Origin of the sequence: Streptomyces sp. SM11 (genome assembly GCF_002910905.1) — a bacterium.
Taxonomy (GTDB): domain Bacteria; phylum Actinomycetota; class Actinomycetes; order Streptomycetales; family Streptomycetaceae; genus Streptomyces.
Map to the genome: position 1 here is coordinate 1 of NZ_NEUE01000270.1, position 16,697 is coordinate 16,697.

At 70.7% G+C, this 16,697-nt stretch carries 14 protein-coding genes; 13 read left to right on the forward strand and 1 reads right to left on the reverse strand.

Features of this window, described 5'->3' with window-relative positions; translation table 11 throughout:
* Positions 1 to 299: 299 nt before the first annotated feature.
* Entirely contained in the window at positions 300 to 1,367 is a 1,068-nt protein-coding gene (locus tag B9S58_RS29515; protein WP_146063581.1) for a hypothetical protein, read from the forward strand.
* 165 nt (positions 1,368 to 1,532) lie between these two features.
* On the opposite strand, the gene B9S58_RS29520 is transcribed toward B9S58_RS29515, so the two are convergent.
* The gene (locus B9S58_RS29520; protein ID WP_103535022.1) at positions 1,533 to 3,362 is read right to left on the reverse strand and encodes a bifunctional UDP-sugar hydrolase/5'-nucleotidase; all 1,830 of its coding nucleotides are present in this window, start codon (positions 3,360 to 3,362) and stop codon (positions 1,533 to 1,535) included.
* Positions 3,363 to 3,546: 184 nt separating this feature from the next.
* Between B9S58_RS29520 and B9S58_RS29525 the strand changes: the two genes are divergently transcribed.
* The 12 genes from B9S58_RS29525 (at position 3,547) to pstA (ending at position 16,690) form a co-directional block, all read left to right on the forward strand.
* Positions 3,547 to 4,470, forward strand: coding sequence for a YhcG family protein (locus B9S58_RS29525; protein ID WP_258045126.1), 924 nt, complete (start codon positions 3,547 to 3,549; stop codon positions 4,468 to 4,470).
* A gap of 130 nt (positions 4,471 to 4,600) precedes the next feature.
* Positions 4,601 to 5,524, forward strand: a complete 924-nt coding sequence (gene mshD / locus B9S58_RS29530) for a mycothiol synthase (RefSeq protein WP_103535023.1) — start codon at positions 4,601 to 4,603, stop codon at positions 5,522 to 5,524.
* A gap of 570 nt (positions 5,525 to 6,094) precedes the next feature.
* Positions 6,095 to 6,433 (forward strand): MerR family transcriptional regulator, encoded by a 339-nt coding sequence (locus B9S58_RS29535; RefSeq protein ID WP_103535024.1) that lies wholly within the window; start codon positions 6,095 to 6,097, stop codon positions 6,431 to 6,433.
* Between the two features lie 100 nt (positions 6,434 to 6,533).
* Positions 6,534 to 6,953 (forward strand): GntR family transcriptional regulator, encoded by a 420-nt coding sequence (locus tag B9S58_RS29540; protein WP_030590630.1) that lies wholly within the window; start codon positions 6,534 to 6,536, stop codon positions 6,951 to 6,953.
* Positions 6,950 to 7,867, forward strand: a complete 918-nt coding sequence (locus B9S58_RS29545; protein WP_103535025.1) for an ABC transporter ATP-binding protein — start codon at positions 6,950 to 6,952, stop codon at positions 7,865 to 7,867. The genes B9S58_RS29540 and B9S58_RS29545 overlap by 4 nt, the downstream gene beginning before the upstream one ends.
* Positions 7,864 to 8,850, forward strand: coding sequence for a hypothetical protein (locus B9S58_RS29550; RefSeq protein WP_258045127.1), 987 nt, complete (start codon positions 7,864 to 7,866; stop codon positions 8,848 to 8,850). The genes B9S58_RS29545 and B9S58_RS29550 overlap by 4 nt, the downstream gene beginning before the upstream one ends.
* A gap of 379 nt (positions 8,851 to 9,229) precedes the next feature.
* Positions 9,230 to 11,479: an RNA degradosome polyphosphate kinase gene (locus B9S58_RS29555; protein WP_103535026.1), complete on the forward strand. Its 2,250-nt coding sequence runs from the start codon at positions 9,230 to 9,232 to the stop codon at positions 11,477 to 11,479.
* Positions 11,466 to 12,629, forward strand: coding sequence for a CHAD domain-containing protein (locus B9S58_RS29560; RefSeq protein WP_103535027.1), 1,164 nt, complete (start codon positions 11,466 to 11,468; stop codon positions 12,627 to 12,629). The genes B9S58_RS29555 and B9S58_RS29560 overlap by 14 nt, the downstream gene beginning before the upstream one ends.
* Entirely contained in the window at positions 12,626 to 13,075 is a 450-nt protein-coding gene (locus B9S58_RS29565; protein WP_103535028.1) for an NUDIX hydrolase, read from the forward strand. The genes B9S58_RS29560 and B9S58_RS29565 overlap by 4 nt, the downstream gene beginning before the upstream one ends.
* A 316-nt stretch (positions 13,076 to 13,391) precedes the next feature.
* Positions 13,392 to 14,534, forward strand: coding sequence for a phosphate ABC transporter substrate-binding protein PstS (gene pstS / locus B9S58_RS29570; protein WP_103535029.1), 1,143 nt, complete (start codon positions 13,392 to 13,394; stop codon positions 14,532 to 14,534).
* Positions 14,535 to 14,627: 93 nt separating this feature from the next.
* Positions 14,628 to 15,620, forward strand: coding sequence for a phosphate ABC transporter permease subunit PstC (pstC, locus tag B9S58_RS29575; protein WP_103535030.1), 993 nt, complete (start codon positions 14,628 to 14,630; stop codon positions 15,618 to 15,620).
* Positions 15,617 to 16,690 carry a phosphate ABC transporter permease PstA gene (pstA, locus tag B9S58_RS29580; RefSeq protein WP_103535031.1) on the forward strand — a complete coding sequence of 358 codons (1,074 nt, stop codon included), beginning with the start codon at positions 15,617 to 15,619 and terminating at the stop codon, positions 16,688 to 16,690. Before pstC ends, pstA begins: the two co-directional genes overlap by 4 nt.
* Positions 16,691 to 16,697: the final 7 nt, after the last annotated feature.

Consider the following 16,697-nt stretch of genomic DNA (forward strand, 5'->3'; position numbering starts at 1 on the left):
CCCGTACAGCCCCGACCGGATCGTTCCCGACCGCGACCCGGTGAAGCGCGACATCAACTACTCAAAGAAACAAGAGAAACAACCCAACCCAACCCACTCCCGCCGGCCACCTGACGCACCCCGGAGGGCGCCTACGGGCGCCGTCACCCACACGGGTGAGGTTTGCCAACTCGGCTCGCTTTTGGCCCGGTTGCCCGGCATATGCTCGGGCCGACACCACACCGGACATACGTCGGCCCCCGACCGGGACTGCAATCCCAACCGAGGGCCTGACCATCAAGGAAGCGACACCTTCCCCAATGGATACCCAGCAGAATACTGCGCTCACCCGCGCCCTGGCGGAGATTCCCGGGCCTCTCCCGGCCCGAGGCGTGATCCACATCGAGATCCCGCACACCACCCGCTTCACCGTCGTCGGCAACCACCTCGCCCAGCACCCCGACCTCAGCTGCACCGCAGTCGGCATCGCCGTACGCATCCAGTCCCTGCCCCAAGGGACGAAAGTCGGCATCAAGGCACTCGCCGCCCACTGCCGGGAGGGCGAGAAGCGCATCGCCACCGCCCTGCGCGAACTGGAAGCCTTCGGCTACCTGCAACGCGTCCGCGACCGGCTGCCCAGCGGCCGGATCATCACCCGCACGGTCTTCTGCAACCAGCCCACCGCCCTGCTGCCGCACTCCCGCCGCAGCCCGGCGGCCCCGCAGCAGCCCACGACCCCGGCCGAGGTGCACACACAGCCGCCCGCACCGCCCGAGCCGCCCGCACAGCCCGCACCGGAAACACACGCAGCCCCACCCGCACCGGAGACACCCGCAACCCTGCCCACACCGCCCCCGCTGCCGCCGGCCCCACCCGTCGTCCCACTACCACTCGTACCGCCCCCGACCGCACCCAAGCCACCGCCCCGCCCACTCCCCCAACCCACCGAGCTCACCCCGGAACTCGACCGCGCAGCCACCGCACTCCTCAGCGACCTGCGCCGCCACGCACCCCAGTTCACGCTCTCCGAGAACGAAATCCATCAGCTGACCCCCGGAGTCGCGGCCTGGCTCGAACGCGCAGCCCACCCCGACACCATCCGCCACACCCTCACCACCGACCCACCCCACCCCCTCAACCACCCCGCCAAACTCCTCAAACACCGGCTCACCGCCCTCCTGCTCCCACCACTCCCCGACGCCCACGACCTGACCACCCCCACCCGCCCCCACACCACCGTCACCCCCTTCCAGACCTGCGACGACTGCGACCGCGCCTTCCGCTCCCCCACCCCCGGCCACTGCCGCGACTGCCGCGAACACCGCGGGCAGCACGAGCAGCACACGTACCGCGAGCACCGAAGCGAAGACGCGCGGATCGCAGCCTGAAGCAGTGCCGCCATCCCGGCGTGCACGGCCGGGCGGTGTTCTCCTTTGGGACCGAATCCCAGATGACGAACCTCGGGAGCCAATCCTCAGCGGCAGCAAGAAGGGGCGGCCGTCCCGCAGGCCCGCCGCCCCTTCCCGTACGCGCCGTGACGCGCGAAGTGACTGCTACTGAATGACCGTGATCCGGTCCGTCGCCGGCGGGGCCAGCGGCGCGGTGGCCGTGGAGTGGGCCGCCAGGTAGGCGTTGAACAGGTCCAGGTCGGACGCGCCGACCAGCTTGTTCGTGCCCTCGCCGAGAGCCGCGAAGCCGTCGCCGCCGCCCGCGAGGAACTCGTTCATCGCCACGCGGTAGGTGCGCGCCGGGTCGATCGCCTCGCCGTTCAGCTCGATGCTGTCGGCGACCACGCGGTCCGCGCCGCTCTTCGTCAGGTCAAGGGTGTAGGTGAAGCCCTTGGAGACCTGGAGGATCTTCGGGCTGGCCTCGTTGGAGCCGCTGACCTGCTGCTGGAGGGCGGTGACCAGCTGGGTGCCGGTCAGGTCGACGACGTTCATCATGTTGGTGAACGGCTGCACGGTGAACGCCTCGCCGTACGTGACGACTCCGTCGCCCTCACTGCCGGACGCCTTGTGCACCAGGTCCGCGCGGATGCCGCCCGGGTTCATGAACGCGACTTCCGCGCCGCCCTTGTCCGCCGGGGCGAGGCCTTCGAGCTGGGCGTCGGCGATCACGTTGCCGAGCGGCTTCTCCGGGGCCGTGGAGCCCCGGCCGTTGATGTCGGCGCTGATCCAGCCCTGCGGCTTGCTCGCGACCGGCGCGGCCAGCTTGTTCCAGCGGTCGATCAGGCGCGTCATGTCGGCGGCCTTGGGCTGGTCCCGGGTCACGACGTGGTTGGCGGACTTCACCGACGTACGGACGATGTCCTTGGTGCGGCGGTCGTAGGTGAGCGTGGTGTCCGTGTACAGCTTGCCGAACGACGAGGCCGAGGTGACCATGCGCGGCTTGCCGGACGGGTCCGGGACGGTGCACACGTAGGCCTGGTGGGTGTGGCCTGTGACCAGGGCGTCCACCTTCGGCGTGATGCCCTTGGCGATGTCGACGATCGGACCGGAGATGCCGTCGCCCGCGCCGGGGCTGTCGCAGTCGTAGTTGTACGAGGTGGAGGCCGGGGCCCCGCCCTCGTGGATCAGCGCGACGATGGACTTGACGCCCTTGCGGTCCAGTTCCTTGGCGTACTTGTTGATCGTCTCGACCTCGTCGTGGAACTTGAGGCCCTTGACGCCGTTCGCGGTGACGATGTCCGGCGTGCCCTCCAGAGTCACCCCGATGAAGCCGATCTTGACACCCTTCTTCTTCCAGACCGTGTACGGCTTCAGCAGCGGCTTGCCGGTCTTCTCCTTGGTCACGTTGGCCGCGAGGTAGGGGAAGTCCGCTCCCTCGAACTTCCTGCCCTTCTCGTAGCAGCCCTCGACCGGGTGGCAGCCGCCGTTCTGGAGACGGGCCAGCTCGGTCGCGCCCTCGTCGAACTCGTGGTTGCCGACCGCCGTGACGTCCAGGTCGAGACCGTTCAGCGCCTCGATCGTTGGCTCGTCGTGGAAGAGGCCCGACAGCAGCGGACTCGCTCCGACCATGTCACCGCCGGCCGCTGTGACGGAGTACGGGTTGCCCTTGCGCGCGGTGCGCAGCGAGGTCGCCAGGTACTCGACGCCACCGGCCGGGATCGCCTCGACCGTGCCGTCCGCATGCGTCTTCTTGACCGTGCCGGCGGAACCGGCCGGCGGCTCCAGGTTGCCGTGCAGGTCGTTGAACGACAGCAACTGCACGTCGACGGTACGGGACTTGTGTCCGTGTCCGTGCCCGTGTCCATGCCCGTGCCCGTTGCCCCGGTCATGGGCGCCGGCTGGCATCGCGGCGACGAGTGCGCCCACGGTGGCCAGACCGGCCGCGGCGGCGAGCACCCGCCTTCTCGCACGGTTCTTCTGCGGAGTCGCTGACATCGGTCCCCTTGTGTGTCAGTGCTGTCAGCGCTGTCGGTGGTGGCGCTGGTGGCACGTCTGGAATCCTGCGTGCCGCAGCCTAGAGTCAACGCGCGTAGCGCAACAGGTGTTCGGGGTTACGGACTGGTTGCCATCCGGCCAAATGACTCGTCAGAAACGTCCCACAAGCGCTCGCGTCACCCGTATGGCTCACATATCCGGGCGGACCATCCTCGAGCGCCAGCGCGGGGAGAGGTGGGGCACGAAGGTCATCGAGCGGATCGCCACGGAGCTGCGGACGGAGTTCCCGCAGCAGCGGGGATTCAGCCGGTCCAACCTTCACTACATGCAGCAGATGGCCAGGATCTGGCCCGACTCAATTGTCCAACAGCCTGTTGGACAATTGCCCTGGGGCCACGTCGTCCTCATCATGGGCAAGTGCGCGACCCGCTTCGAGCGGGACTTCTACGCCCAGCACGCTGTCCACCACGGCTGGTCGCGTACGCATCTGGAGTCGGTGATCCACCGGCAGCTGCACCTCGCCGAAGGTGCCGCCGCGAACAACTTCGACGTCAGCCTGCCCGGGAAGTCCGACGCCGTGCGGCAGATCCTCAAGGACCCCTACCGCCTCGACTTCACCGAACTCACCGGCCGGCCGGCGGAGCGTGATCTGGAGGACGCGCACGTCGACAACCTCGTGCGGTTCCTGACCGAACTGGGCGTCGGGTTCGCCTTCGTCGGACGTCAGTACCCGATCGTGGTCGGCGACTCCGAATACCGCATCGATCTCCTCTTCTACCACTGCAAGCTGCACTGTTACGTCGTGCTGGAGCTGAAGACCCGCAAGGCGCGGGCCGAGCACTTCGGGCAGCTCGGGTTCTACGTCTCGGTGGTGGACGACCTGGCCAGGGACAAGGAGCGGGACGAGCCCACGCTCGGCATCCTGATCGCCGAGAGCCGGGACCGGGCCATGGTGGAGTACGCCCTGCGCGGGTACAACTCCCCGCTGGCCGTCAGCACGTACGCCGGGCTCCCCGAAGGCGTACGGGAGCTGCTGCCCAGCACGGAGGACCTCTCCCGCATCGCGGACCACGTCCTCAACACCACGCCACCATCCGAGGACGCCTGACCGCCGCCCTTCCGCCCCGGGCCGCGCACAAGCCCGGCCTCCACCCGGTCCGCAGCCCCGCCACCCCGCCGCGCCCCCGCCACCCCGCCGCACCCCCGCCGGGCGCACCGCTCGCCGTACGCTCGGAGGCATGACGACTGACGTACCCCTCCCCGCTCCCGGGCGCGAGGTCCAGACTCTCGACGCACTCGACTCCACGCAGGCCGGCACCGTCCTCGGCCTGCTCGCCGAGGCCGCCCGGTCCGACGGCCGGCAGGCGGTTTCCGAGCAGGGCAGACTCCGTATCCGGGGCGGACACCGAGACGGCGTACGGCACTTCCTCCTCACCGTCGACGGCACGCTCACCGGATACGCCCAGCTGGAGGACACCGACCCGGTCGAGGCCCCGGCCGCCGAGCTGGTCGTCCACCCCGACCGGCGCGGCAACGGGCACGGCCGGGCGCTCGGCGCGGCCCTCCTCGCCGCGACCGGCAAGCGGCTGCGGGCCTGGGCGCACGGTGGCAGCTCCGCGGCCCGCCACCTGGCCCAGGTCCTCGGCCTCTCCCTCTTCCGCGAACTGCGCCAGCTCCGGCGCGGTCTGATCCCGCTCGACCTCGCGGAGCCGGTGCTGCCCGAGGGCGTCACTGTGCGGACCTTCGAGCCGGGCCGCGACGACGCCGCCTGGCTCGCCGTGAACCGCGCCGCCTTTGCTCACCACCCCGAGCAGGGGGCCCTGACCCAGCAGGACCTGGACGACCGCAAGGCAGAGCCCTGGTTCGACCCGAAGGGCTTCTTCCTGGCCGAGCGGCACGGGGAGATCGTCGGCTTCCACTGGACGAAGGTGCACGCCGAGGAGCAGGTCGGCGAGGTGTACGTGGTCGGCGTCCTGCCCGAGGCCCAGGGCGGCGGCCTCGGCAAGGCGCTGACCTCGATCGGCCTGCACCACCTGGCGGCCCAGGCGCTACCCACCGCGATGCTCTACGTGGACGCGGACAACACGGCGGCCGTGACGGTGTACGAGCGGATGGGCTTCACCACGCACGAGGTGGATCTGATGTACCGCACCGAGTCCTGAGGCCGTCCGCCACGACAGCTTCCAGGGCATCGCAGCCACAGAAGTGCCGCACCCGACCCTGAAGAAAATCTATCGCGGCGGGAGTAGACATCCGGACCTCGGTGGAGTTAGCGTTTTCCTCGTAGCCGGAAGAACAGAGGGCGCGGCAGACATGATCTGCCGTGCACGCAGGTCAGAACGGTAAGCGGAACGGCAGTGGAGCGAGGGAGCCGGAAACGGCGGGTTCCCCCACTGGCTGCCGGGCCGGGCGGCCCCAGGGGCCGCGCGTAACAACCGCGGTACCCGCAGTACCCGCAGTACCGAAACACTGAACCGCACGAGGTAAGGAGCAGACACCATCAGGATCGCCCGGGCGAGGAACACTCCGCTCGGGTACCGCAGGCCCCGGAACGGAAGGTGGTCCCCGGTCACGCATCCGCGATCCCCGCTTCCCCGCCCTCCCGGGCGGACCGGCGGAACAGATGAGCCGGCGCAGTCAGCCGGCAGATGGTGTTGAAAGCTCGGGGCCCGAGCGCCGCAAGGTGCTCGGGCCCCCCGACGTGTCCCCGAAGACCCCGAAGAAGAGGTGCTATGCCCCCTCGCAGTACCCGCCCCACCAACAAGCTCGACGATGACGACTACCCCGCCTACACCATGGGCCGGGCGGCCGAGATGCTCGGCACCTCCCCCGCCTTCCTCCGCGCGCTCGGCGAGAACCGACTGATCACCCCGCTGCGCTCCGACGGAGGCCACCGCCGTTACTCCCGCTACCAGCTGCGCATCGCCGCCCGCGCCCGGGAACTGGTCGACCAGGGCACGAAGACCGAGGACGCCTGTCGCATCGTCATCCTCGAGGACCAGCTGGAAGAGGCACAGCGCATCAACGGGGAACTGCGCGCCGACCGCACACCGGTCCCGCCGAGCACCTGACCGCTCCACCCGAACACCCCAGCGGGGCGGCGTCATTTGACGCCGCCCCATTTTTGCACCACCCTTTCACTACTCAATTAGTGAAAGGGTGGTGCAGCGCATGGCAGCCGAGTCCGCAGCCGTCGAGTTCCGCATCGACCGGCGCAGCGGCGTCGCCACCTACCTCCAGATCGTCCAGCAGACGAAGCAGGCCCTGCGCCTGGGCGTGCTCGAACCGGGCGACCGGCTGCCGACCGCCCGCGAGGTCGTGGAAGCCACCGCGATCAACCCGAACACGGTCCTCAAGGCCTACCGGGAGCTGGAGCGCGAAGGCCTCGTCGAGGCCCGGCGCGGGCTCGGCACCTTCGTCCGCAGGACGCTGGGCGGCGCGGCCGACGCGACCGCCGCCGACGCACCGCTGCGCACCGAACTCGCCGACTGGGCCCGCCGGGCCCGGGCGGCCGGGCTGGAGAAGGACGACGTCGGCGCGCTCTTCACGGCCGTACTGGACAGCACGTACAAGGGGGACGAGGAACGATGACCGGCGTCGCGATCGAGGCACACGGCCTCGGAAGGACCTACGGGCGCGGGGGCGGCGGCCACCGCGCCCTGCACGACTGCTCGTTCCGGCTGCCCGCCGGACGCGTCTGCGCCCTCGTCGGACCCAACGGTGCGGGCAAGTCGACCCTGTTGAACCTGACGGCCGGACTGGACCGGCCCAGCGCCGGGTCCCTCACCGTCCTCGGATCCGCCCGCCCCGGCGACGTACGCGACCGCATCGCCTTCGTCCACCAGGACAAGCCGCTGTACCCGCAGCTCACCGTGGCCGACACGCTGTGGGCCGGCGGCGAGCTGAACCCGGGGCGCTGGGACCGGGCCACGGCCGCCCGGATCGCCGGAACGCTGCCGCCCAAGGCCCGCGTCCGCACCCTGTCCGGGGGCCAGCGCACCCGCCTGGCCCTCGCCCTCGCGCTGGGCAAACGACCCGAACTGATGCTGCTGGACGAGCCGATGGCCGACCTCGACCCCCTCGCCCGGCACGAGCTGATGGGCGTCCTGATGGCGGAGACCGCCGAGCACGGCACCACCATCGTGATGTCCTCGCACATCCTCACCGAGCTGGAGGGCGCCTGCGACTACCTCCTGTTCGTCGACGGCGGGCGCGTCCGGCTCGGCGGCGAGAGCGACGACATCGTCGGCGCGCACGCCCTGCTCACCGGCCGGGCCCGGGACCTGGCCCCGCACACCGTCATCGAATCCCGCACGACGGGACGTCAGCTCACCGCACTCGTCAGGAAGGAGGGCCCCGTGGACACCGCCGACTGGGCCGTCACCCAGCCGTCGCTGGAGGAGCTGCTGCTCGCCCACCTCCGCTCCCCGGAGGCGCCGCCGCTGCTGACGCCGAGCGCGAGCGCCGTCACGGGCGGGGTCCGGGAGGAGGTGTCGGCCGTATGAGCACGCTCATGACGAACGCCCGCACGCTGCGGGGGCCTTCCCGCGTGCTGCTGCGGGTGCACCGACGGACTCTGTGGGGCGCAGGGGCGGTCGCTGCCGCCGCGGTCGTCGGCATGATCGCCGTGGCACTCCGGGCGGACCAGGTCGTCGCGGACTTCGCGAGCACCGGCTGCACCCTGAGCAGCTCCGTGGAGACCTGCTTCCAGCCGGCCCGCGACTACAGCGACCGGATGCTCGACCTCGACCGCATGCTCACGTACGTGGGACTGGCCATCATCGCGCTGCCCGCCGCCATCGGGGCCTTCATCGCGGGCCCGATGATCGCCCGGGAGTGGGAGAGCAACAGCGTCAAGCTGTCCTGGACCCAGTCGTCCCCGCCTGCCGCATGGCTGGCCGCACGGCTCGCCGTACCGGCCGCGCTGGTGGTCTGCGGGATCGTGGTGCTGTCCGCCGTCTTCTCCTGGACCCGAAGCCGACTCACGTACCCGTTCCCGGCCATCTGGGAGGACGTGTCGGCCTTCGGCGCGACGGGAACGGTCCCGGCCGCCAGTGCGCTGCTGGCGCTCGCGCTGGGCACCCTCACCGGTCTACTGCTGCGTCGCACGGTTCCGGCCATGGCGGTGGCCCTGCTCGCCTCCGGGCTGGTGACGGTCGTGCTCGGAACGGTGCGCGACCACTTGTGGCCGGTGGTGAAGGCCGCCTACCCCCTGAAGGACGAATACCCCGTCCCCAAATGGGGCCACGTGGTTGAGCAGGGATTCGTGACGACCGGGGGCGACCTGCTCCCCGTCGACATCTGCGCCAGCTCTTCCCTCAAGTTCAATGACTGCCTGGCCGGACATGACGTGGCGCAGAACTACGTGCACTACCACCCCGCCTCCCACTACTGGCCCCTCCAGCTCGTGGAGACCGGCATCCTGCTCGCCCTCGCCGCCCTCGCCGTGTTCCTCGCCTTCCGGACCCTGCGCCGCCTCCACGGCTGAGCGCACCCGTCCGGCACGAGCCGTCGTCCGGGCCCCACAGGGGTGGGCCCGGACGACGAACACGTAACGGACGAAAACGAACAACGGCCCCGAGGCGGCCCCAGCACTTCGAACACGTACAGTGACCGCACGCCCGATCCGCAGGCACACCGCTTCCTGTACGTCATGTCGCCGTTACCGGCCATTCAGACATCCTTGCGACGCTCACGGGATGCAGCCAGCTGTGCCCGCCCCCCGCCGCAACGGGAGAGCCCGGGGAAACGCCTCCCAGGGCTCCTCCGCCGGCTCCCCCGGTCGTGACCCGGGGTTTCCCGGGCCTTCCGCGATCTTTCGCGGCTCCGACGCGCCCGCAGAGCCCTCCACGCGGAACAATGGGCCCATGAGCCAGCAGCCCAGGTCCGAGGTCCCGGTCCAGCCCGCCGCCCAGCCGTCCGTCGGCTCGCTCGCCGCGCACCGGCCGCACGCCACCCCCGCGTCCAACGGGGTCGGCTTCTCCACCGCGGCCGATCTGGATCCCGACCTGGACGCAGACGCGGACGCCTACGAACCCGACCGGGACGGCGACGAACTGCCCCAGGGACGCTTCCTGGACCGCGAACGCAGCTGGCTCGCGTTCAACGAACGTGTCCTGGAGCTGGCCGAGGACCCGGCCACCCCCGTCCTCGAACGGGCTAATTTCCTCGCCATCTTCGCCTCGAACCTGGACGAGTTCTTCATGGTCCGGGTGGCCGGCCTCAAGCGCCGCATCGCCACCGGGGTCGCCACCCGCTCCGCCTCCGGCCTCCAGCCCCGCGAGGTCCTGGACCTCATCTGGACCCGCTCACGCGAGCTCATGGCCCGGCACGCCGCCTGCTACCAGCAGGACATCGCCCCGGACCTGTCCGACGAGGGCATCCAGCTGATCCGCTGGCCGGACCTGACCGAGAAGGAGCAGGCCCGCCTGTTCACCTTCTTCCGGCAGCGCGTCTTCCCGGTCCTGACCCCGCTGGCCGTCGACCCCGCACACCCCTTCCCGTACATCTCCGGGCTCTCCCTCAACCTCGCCGTCGTCGTCCGCAACCCGGTCAGCGGCCACCGCCACTTCGCCCGGGTCAAGGTCCCGCCGCTGCTGACCCGCTTCCTGGAGGCCTCGCCCCAGCGGTACGTGCCCATCGAGGACGTCATCGCGGCGCACCTGGAGGAGCTGTTCCCGGGCATGGAGGTGCTGGCGCACCACATGTTCCGGGTCACCAGGAACGAGGACCTGGAGGTCGAGGAGGACGACACGGAGAACCTCCTCCAGGCCCTGGAGAAGGAGCTGATGCGGCGGCGCTTCGGCCCGCCGGTCCGCCTGGAGGTCGAGGAGTCCATCGACCCGTACGTCCTCGATCTGCTGGTCCGCGAGCTGAAGGTGTCCGACGCGGAGGTCTACCCGCTGCCCGGACCGCTCGACCTGACCGGCCTGTTCGCCATCGCCTCGCTGGACCGACCGGAGCTGAAGTTCCCCAAGTTCATCGCCGGCACCCACCGGGACCTGGCCGAGGTGGAGTCCGCCTCCGCGCCCGACATCTTCGCCGCCCTGCGCGAACGCGACGTCCTGCTCCACCACCCGTACGACTCGTTCTCCACCTCCGTCCAGGCGTTCCTGGAGCAGGCGGCGGGCGACCCGGACGTGCTGGCCATCAAGCAGACGCTCTACCGCACCTCCGGCGACTCCCCGATAGTGGACGCCCTCATCGACGCCGCCGAGTCCGGCAAGCAGGTCCTCGTCCTCGTCGAGATCAAGGCCCGCTTCGACGAGCAGGCCAACATCAAGTGGGCCCGCAAGCTGGAGGAGTCCGGCTGCCACGTCGTGTACGGACTCGTCGGGCTGAAGACCCACTGCAAGCTCTCGCTGGTCGTCCGCCAGGAGGGCGACACGCTGCGCCGCTACTCCCATGTCGGGACCGGCAACTACCACCCCAAGACGGCCCGGCTGTACGAGGACCTCGGCCTGCTCACGGCGGACCCGCAGGTCGGGGCGGACCTCTCCGACCTGTTCAACCGGCTCTCCGGGTACTCCCGCCGCGAAACCTACCGCCGCCTCCTGGTCGCCCCGAAGTCCCTGCGCGACGGGCTGATCGCCCGGATCAACAAGGAGATCGCCCACCACCGCGCGGGCCGCCCCGCCTACGTGCGGATCAAGGTCAACTCCATGGTCGACGAAGCGATCATCGACGCCTGCTACCGGGCCGCCCAGACGGGCGTCCCCGTCGACATCTGGGTACGCGGGATCTGCGCGATACGCCCCGGCGTCGCCGGGCTCTCCGAGAACATCCGGGTCCGCTCCATACTCGGCCGCTTCCTCGAACACTCCCGGGTCTTCTCCTTCGGCAACGGCGGCGAGCCCGAGGTGTGGTTCGGCAGCGCCGACATGATGCACCGCAACCTCGACCGCCGGATCGAAGCCCTGGTCCGGGTCACCGACCCCGCCCACCGCGCCGCGCTCAGCCGACTCCTGGAGACCGGTATGGCCGACTCCACCGCCTCCTGGCACCTGGGCCCCGACGGGGACTGGACCCGGCACGCCACGGACGCGGACGGCCAGCCGCTGCGGCACGTCCAGGAAATGCTCATCGACGCCCGGAGGCGCAGGCGTGCGACGCCCTGACCAGCAGACGACGACCCGGCCGACGCCGGACGCGGCCCCCGGCACCACTCCGGACACGCCACCCGCCGAGGCCACGGGGCCGGGTACGGAGCGCCTCCCCGACGCCACCGGGACAGGAACGGGGCGTCTCGCCGAGCCCGTCGGCGCGGTCCGCCTCCCGGACGCCGCCACCGGACCCCGCCCCACCGGCGACCTGACCGCGGAGGCGGTCCTCGCGCCCTACCTCCGGGGGCAGGCCGCGGACTTCCTGCGCAGCCTGCGCCTGCACCACGAGCACAGCTCCCCCGCGGACTCCGGCGGCCACGACGCCGCGGCGGCCACCCGCGCACTGCGCCGCTCGGCCCGCCGGATCAGCGGCTCGCTGCACACCTTCCGGGCCGCGCTCGACCCGCACTGGGCCGACCAGCTCCGCGCCGAGCTGGCCTGGCTCTCCGGCGTCCTCGCCCGCGAACACGCCTACGCGAACCGCCTCACCCGACTCGTCGAGGCCCTGCACCAGCTCTCCGGCCCGGCCCTGCCCGCAGCCCGGGCCGCCGGGGAGAGCACCGCCCCCGACGCCCAGGGCCGCACCGCCCTCGGGGTCGGGACCGCGCGGGCCGGGGCGCTGCTGGAACGCCGCCTCACCCTCGCCCGGACCCGGTCCCACTCCGCGGCCCTCCAGGCACTCGGCTCCTCCCGCTTCCACGCGATCGCCGACGCCGTCGCGCTCCTCGCCTCCGACGTCCCCCTGGCCCCCGGCGCCGCGAGCCGGATCGCCGAGGCCCTGCTGGAGCCCGCGGAACGCGCCGAGCAACGCCTCCTCGCCGCGGTGGCCGCCCTGCCGCCCGACGACACGGAGCCGTACAACGAGGCGCAGGACGCGGCGTGGCACCAAGCCCGCCTGCTGCTGCGGCTGCACCGGTACGCCCACGAGGTCGTCCTCGGCGCCGTCGACCCGGTCCTGGCCGCGCCGGGACACGCCCTCGACCTGCACCGGGACGCCGTGGAGGCGGCCGGGGCGGCGGCAGCGGCGGCCCGCACCCCCCGGATCGCACCGGCCACGGCGTACGCGCTGGGCGTGCTCCACGCGGACCAGCGCCACGACGCGGAGGCGGCGCGGGCGGTGTTCCGGGAGGCCTGGCCGTACGCCACCGCCCTGAGCGCCCCATGAGCCGGGAGGCCGTGCCTCGCGAGTCCGGGCACGCGAGGACCGGCACCGTCCGGGCGGCGGGCTGCGTGCTGTGGCGCCGCGCCCCGGACGGGAACGGGGTGGAGGTCTGCCTGGTCCACCGCCCCCGCTACGACGACTGGTCCTTCCCCAAGGGCAAGCTGAAGCGCGGCGAGGACCCCCGGGCCGCCGCCGTACGGGAAGTGCTGGAGGAGACCGGCCACCACTGCGCCCCGGGGGGCCGGCTGCCGACCTCCCGCTACCCGGTCGACGGCCGGCCCAAGGAGGTCGCCTACTGGGCGGCCGAGGCGACGGGCGGCTCCTTCACCGCCAACGACGAGGTGGACCGCATCCTGTGGCTCGCCCCCGACGCCGCCCGCGTCCGGCTCACCCAGCCCCGTGACGTCCGGCAGCTGACCGCTCTGCTCGACGCCCTCGACGCGTCCTGACCCCCGCCTGATCCGCGTCCTGACCCCGCCTGATCCCCGTCCTGATCAGCGCCCCGGTCCGCCCCTTGGCCCACATCCTGATCCACATCCTGATCAGCGCCCTGCTCTCCGCGTCCTGACCGCCGCCCCGGGCCGGATCGCACCCGCCTGCCCGACACGGTTCACCTTCCGTTCACTCTCCCCCGTAAGCGGCTTCACCTGTTCTGCCTAATTTCGGACGTACAAGGTGCGCGGCGACAAGCCACAGCACGCCTCCTCATCGCACGCCGTCGTAGAACGAACTGACCACGGCGGCTCCTGGAAGGAACACCCGAAAGTGAAGCTTCAGCGCAAGAACCGGCTTCGTGCAACCGCGCTCGGTGCCCTCGCCGTCTCCGGCGCCCTGGTCCTCACGGCGTGCGGTTCGGACGACAACACCGGCGGCGAATCGGCCGACACCGGGAAGAAGACGACGGCCGCCTCGGACGTCAAGTGCGACGACGCCAAGGGTCAGGTCCTGGCCGCCGGCTCCAGCGCGCAGAAGAACGCCATGGACATCTGGGTCAAGGAGTTCCAGGCCGCCTGTGCCGGCGTGGAGATCAACTACCAGCCCATCGGCTCGGGCGGCGGCATCACCAAGTTCACCCAGGGCCAGGTCGCCTTCGCGGGCTCCGACTCCGCCCTGAAGCCCGAAGAGGTCGCCTCCTCCCAGAAGATCTGCACGGACGGCGGCAAGGGCATCAACCTGCCGATGGTCGGCGGCCCGGTGGCCATCGGATTCAAGCTCGACAATGTCGACGAACTCGTCCTCGACGCCCCGACCCTCGCCAAGATCTTCGACACGAAGATCACCAAGTGGAACGACCAGGCGATCGCCGACCTCAACCCGGACGCGAAGCTGCCGGACACCCCGATCCAGGCCTTCCACCGCTCCGACGAGTCCGGCACGACCCAGAACCTGAACAAGTACCTCAGCGTCGCAGCCCCCGACGACTGGAAGTACGACGCCTCCTCGAAGTCCTGGGAGGCCAAGGGCGGCCAGGCGGCCAGCGGCTCGGCCGGCGTCGCCTCCGGCGTCAAGGGCATCAACGGTGCCATCGGCTACTTCGAACTCTCCTACGCCGCTGCCAGCGACATGACCACCGTCAAGATCGACACCGGTGCCGGCGCCCCGGTCGAGGCCACCTCGGAGAACGCCTCCAAGGCCATCGCCGCCGCCAAGGTCAAGGGCACCGGCAACGACGTGGCCCTGGAGCTCGACTACTCGACCAAGGCCGAGGGCGCCTACCCGATCATCCTGGTGACGTACGAGATCGCCTGCGACAAGGGCAACAAGGCCGAGACCCTGCCCTCCGTCAAGGCGTTCCTGAACTACGCGATCAGCGACGCGGGCCAGAAGGTCCTGACCGACGCGCACTACGCGCCGATGCCCGCCGAGATCGCGGCCAAGGTCCGCGAGATCGTCCCCACCCTGTCCTGACCCGGCCGCGGCCGACCCCCTGACCGGGGGCCGGCCGCGCCTTCCGGTGCACCGCCGCCAGGAGCCGTACGGCTCCGCAGACCGGAGAATCAGATGGAAACAGCAACCGCACCCACGCAAGCGCCGCCACCGGAGCAGCCGACCGGCGTTCCCCGCGGCAAGGCCCGACCCGGCGACCGGATATTCCTCGGTCTGTCCAAGGGCTCCGGCATCACCCTCCTGGTGATCATGGCCGCCATCGCGGCCTTCCTCAGCTACCGCACCGTCCTCGCGATCTCCAAGGACGAGGCGAACTTCCTCACGACCTTCGAGTGGAACCCGGCCGGCGACCCGCCCGTCTTCGGTATCGCGGTCCTCGCCTTCGGCACCATCGTGAGCTCGGTCATCGCGATGGTGCTGGCCGTGCCGGTCGCCATCGGCATCGCGCTGTTCATCTCACACTTCGCGCCGCGCCGGCTGGCCGGCCCGATAGCGTATGTGGTGGACCTGCTCGCCGCGGTCCCCAGCATCATCTACGGCCTCTGGGGCGTGGTCTTCCTCGTGCCCTACCTCGACGGTCTGAACAAGTGGCTGGACGAGTACCTCGGCTGGACCTACATCTTCGAGCGGACCAGCGAGGGCGCCGCCCGTAACCTCTTCACGGTCGGCATCCTGCTGGCGATCATGATCCTGCCGATCATCACCAACGTCACCCGTGAGGTCTTCCTCCAGTCGCCGAAGATGCACGAGGAAGCCGCTCTGGCCCTCGGTGCCACCCGCTGGGAAGTCATCCGGATGGCGGTCCTCCCCTTCGGCCGCTCCGGCATCATCAGCGCCTCGATGCTGGGACTGGGCCGTGCGCTCGGCGAGACGATGGCCGTCGCCGTCGTCCTGTCCCCGAACTTCCTGCTCTCCGGACATCTGCTGGATCCGGGCGGCGGCACCTTCGCCCAGAACATCGCCGCGAAGTTCAACGAGGCGGACGAATTCGGCCGTGACGCCCTGATCGCCTCCGGCCTGGTCCTCTTCGTCATCACCCTGCTGGTCAACGGCGCGGCCCGCGCGATCATCGCCCGCCGCAAGGAGTACTCGGGGGCCAACGCATGAGCTACACCGTCCAGGAAAAGCGCCCCGTCACCACCCCGTCGCACGCCACGCTCGCCCACGCCAGACTGCCCCGCTGGGCCCCGGCGGCCATCGCCGCCGGCTCGGTGGCCACCGGCTGCCTGATCGGGTTCGTGGCCGGGCTGGACAGCCGGATCCAGTGGGGCATGATCTCCGCCCTGGTCTTCGTGGCCGCCACCTACCTCATCACCGCGAAGGTGGAGGGCAGCCGGCAGGGCAAGGACCGTATCGCCACGAGCCTGGTCTGGGTCTGCTTCGCCCTGGCCATCGTGCCGCTGCTCTCCCTCGCGTGGATCACCGTCACCAAGGGCACCACCGTTCTCGACGGCTACTTCCTCACGCACTCGATGAGCGGTCTCCTCGACACCGAAGAGGGCGGCGGCCTCTACCACGCCCTGCTCGGCACCATCGAGCAGGTGGCCATCGCGGCGTTCATCGCCACCCCGATCGGCCTGCTGACCGCCGTCTATCTGGTCGAGTACGGGCGGGGGAGGCTGGCCCGAGCCGTCACCTTCTTCGTCGACGTCATGACGGGCATCCCGTCCATCGTGGCCGGACTCTTCGTCCTCGCCACCTGGAACCTCATGCTCGGCTTCGGCCCGTCCGGCTTCGCCGGCTCCCTGGCCCTCGCGATCCTGATGATGCCGGTGATCGTCCGCTCCACCGAGGAGATGCTCAAGCTCGTCCCGAACGAGCTCCGCGAGGCGTCCCTCGCCCTGGGCGTACCCCAGTGGCGCACCATCCTGAAGGTGGTCCTGCCGACGTCGATCGGCGGCATCACGACGGGTGTGATGCTGGCGGTGGCCCGCATCACCGGCGAGACCGCCCCCGTCCTGCTGCTCGTCTTCGGCACGAAGCTGATCAATCCGAATCCCTTCGAGGGAGCGCAGTCGTCACTGCCGCTGTACGTGTACGAGCAGTACTCCGTCGGCACGACGGCCTCGGTCGACCGCGCCTGGGCAGGCGCCCTGGTCCTGATCGCCTTCGTCATGATCCTCAACCTGGTGGCCCGCGGCATCGCCCGCTGGAAGGCCCCGAAGACCGGCCGCTGAGGCCACC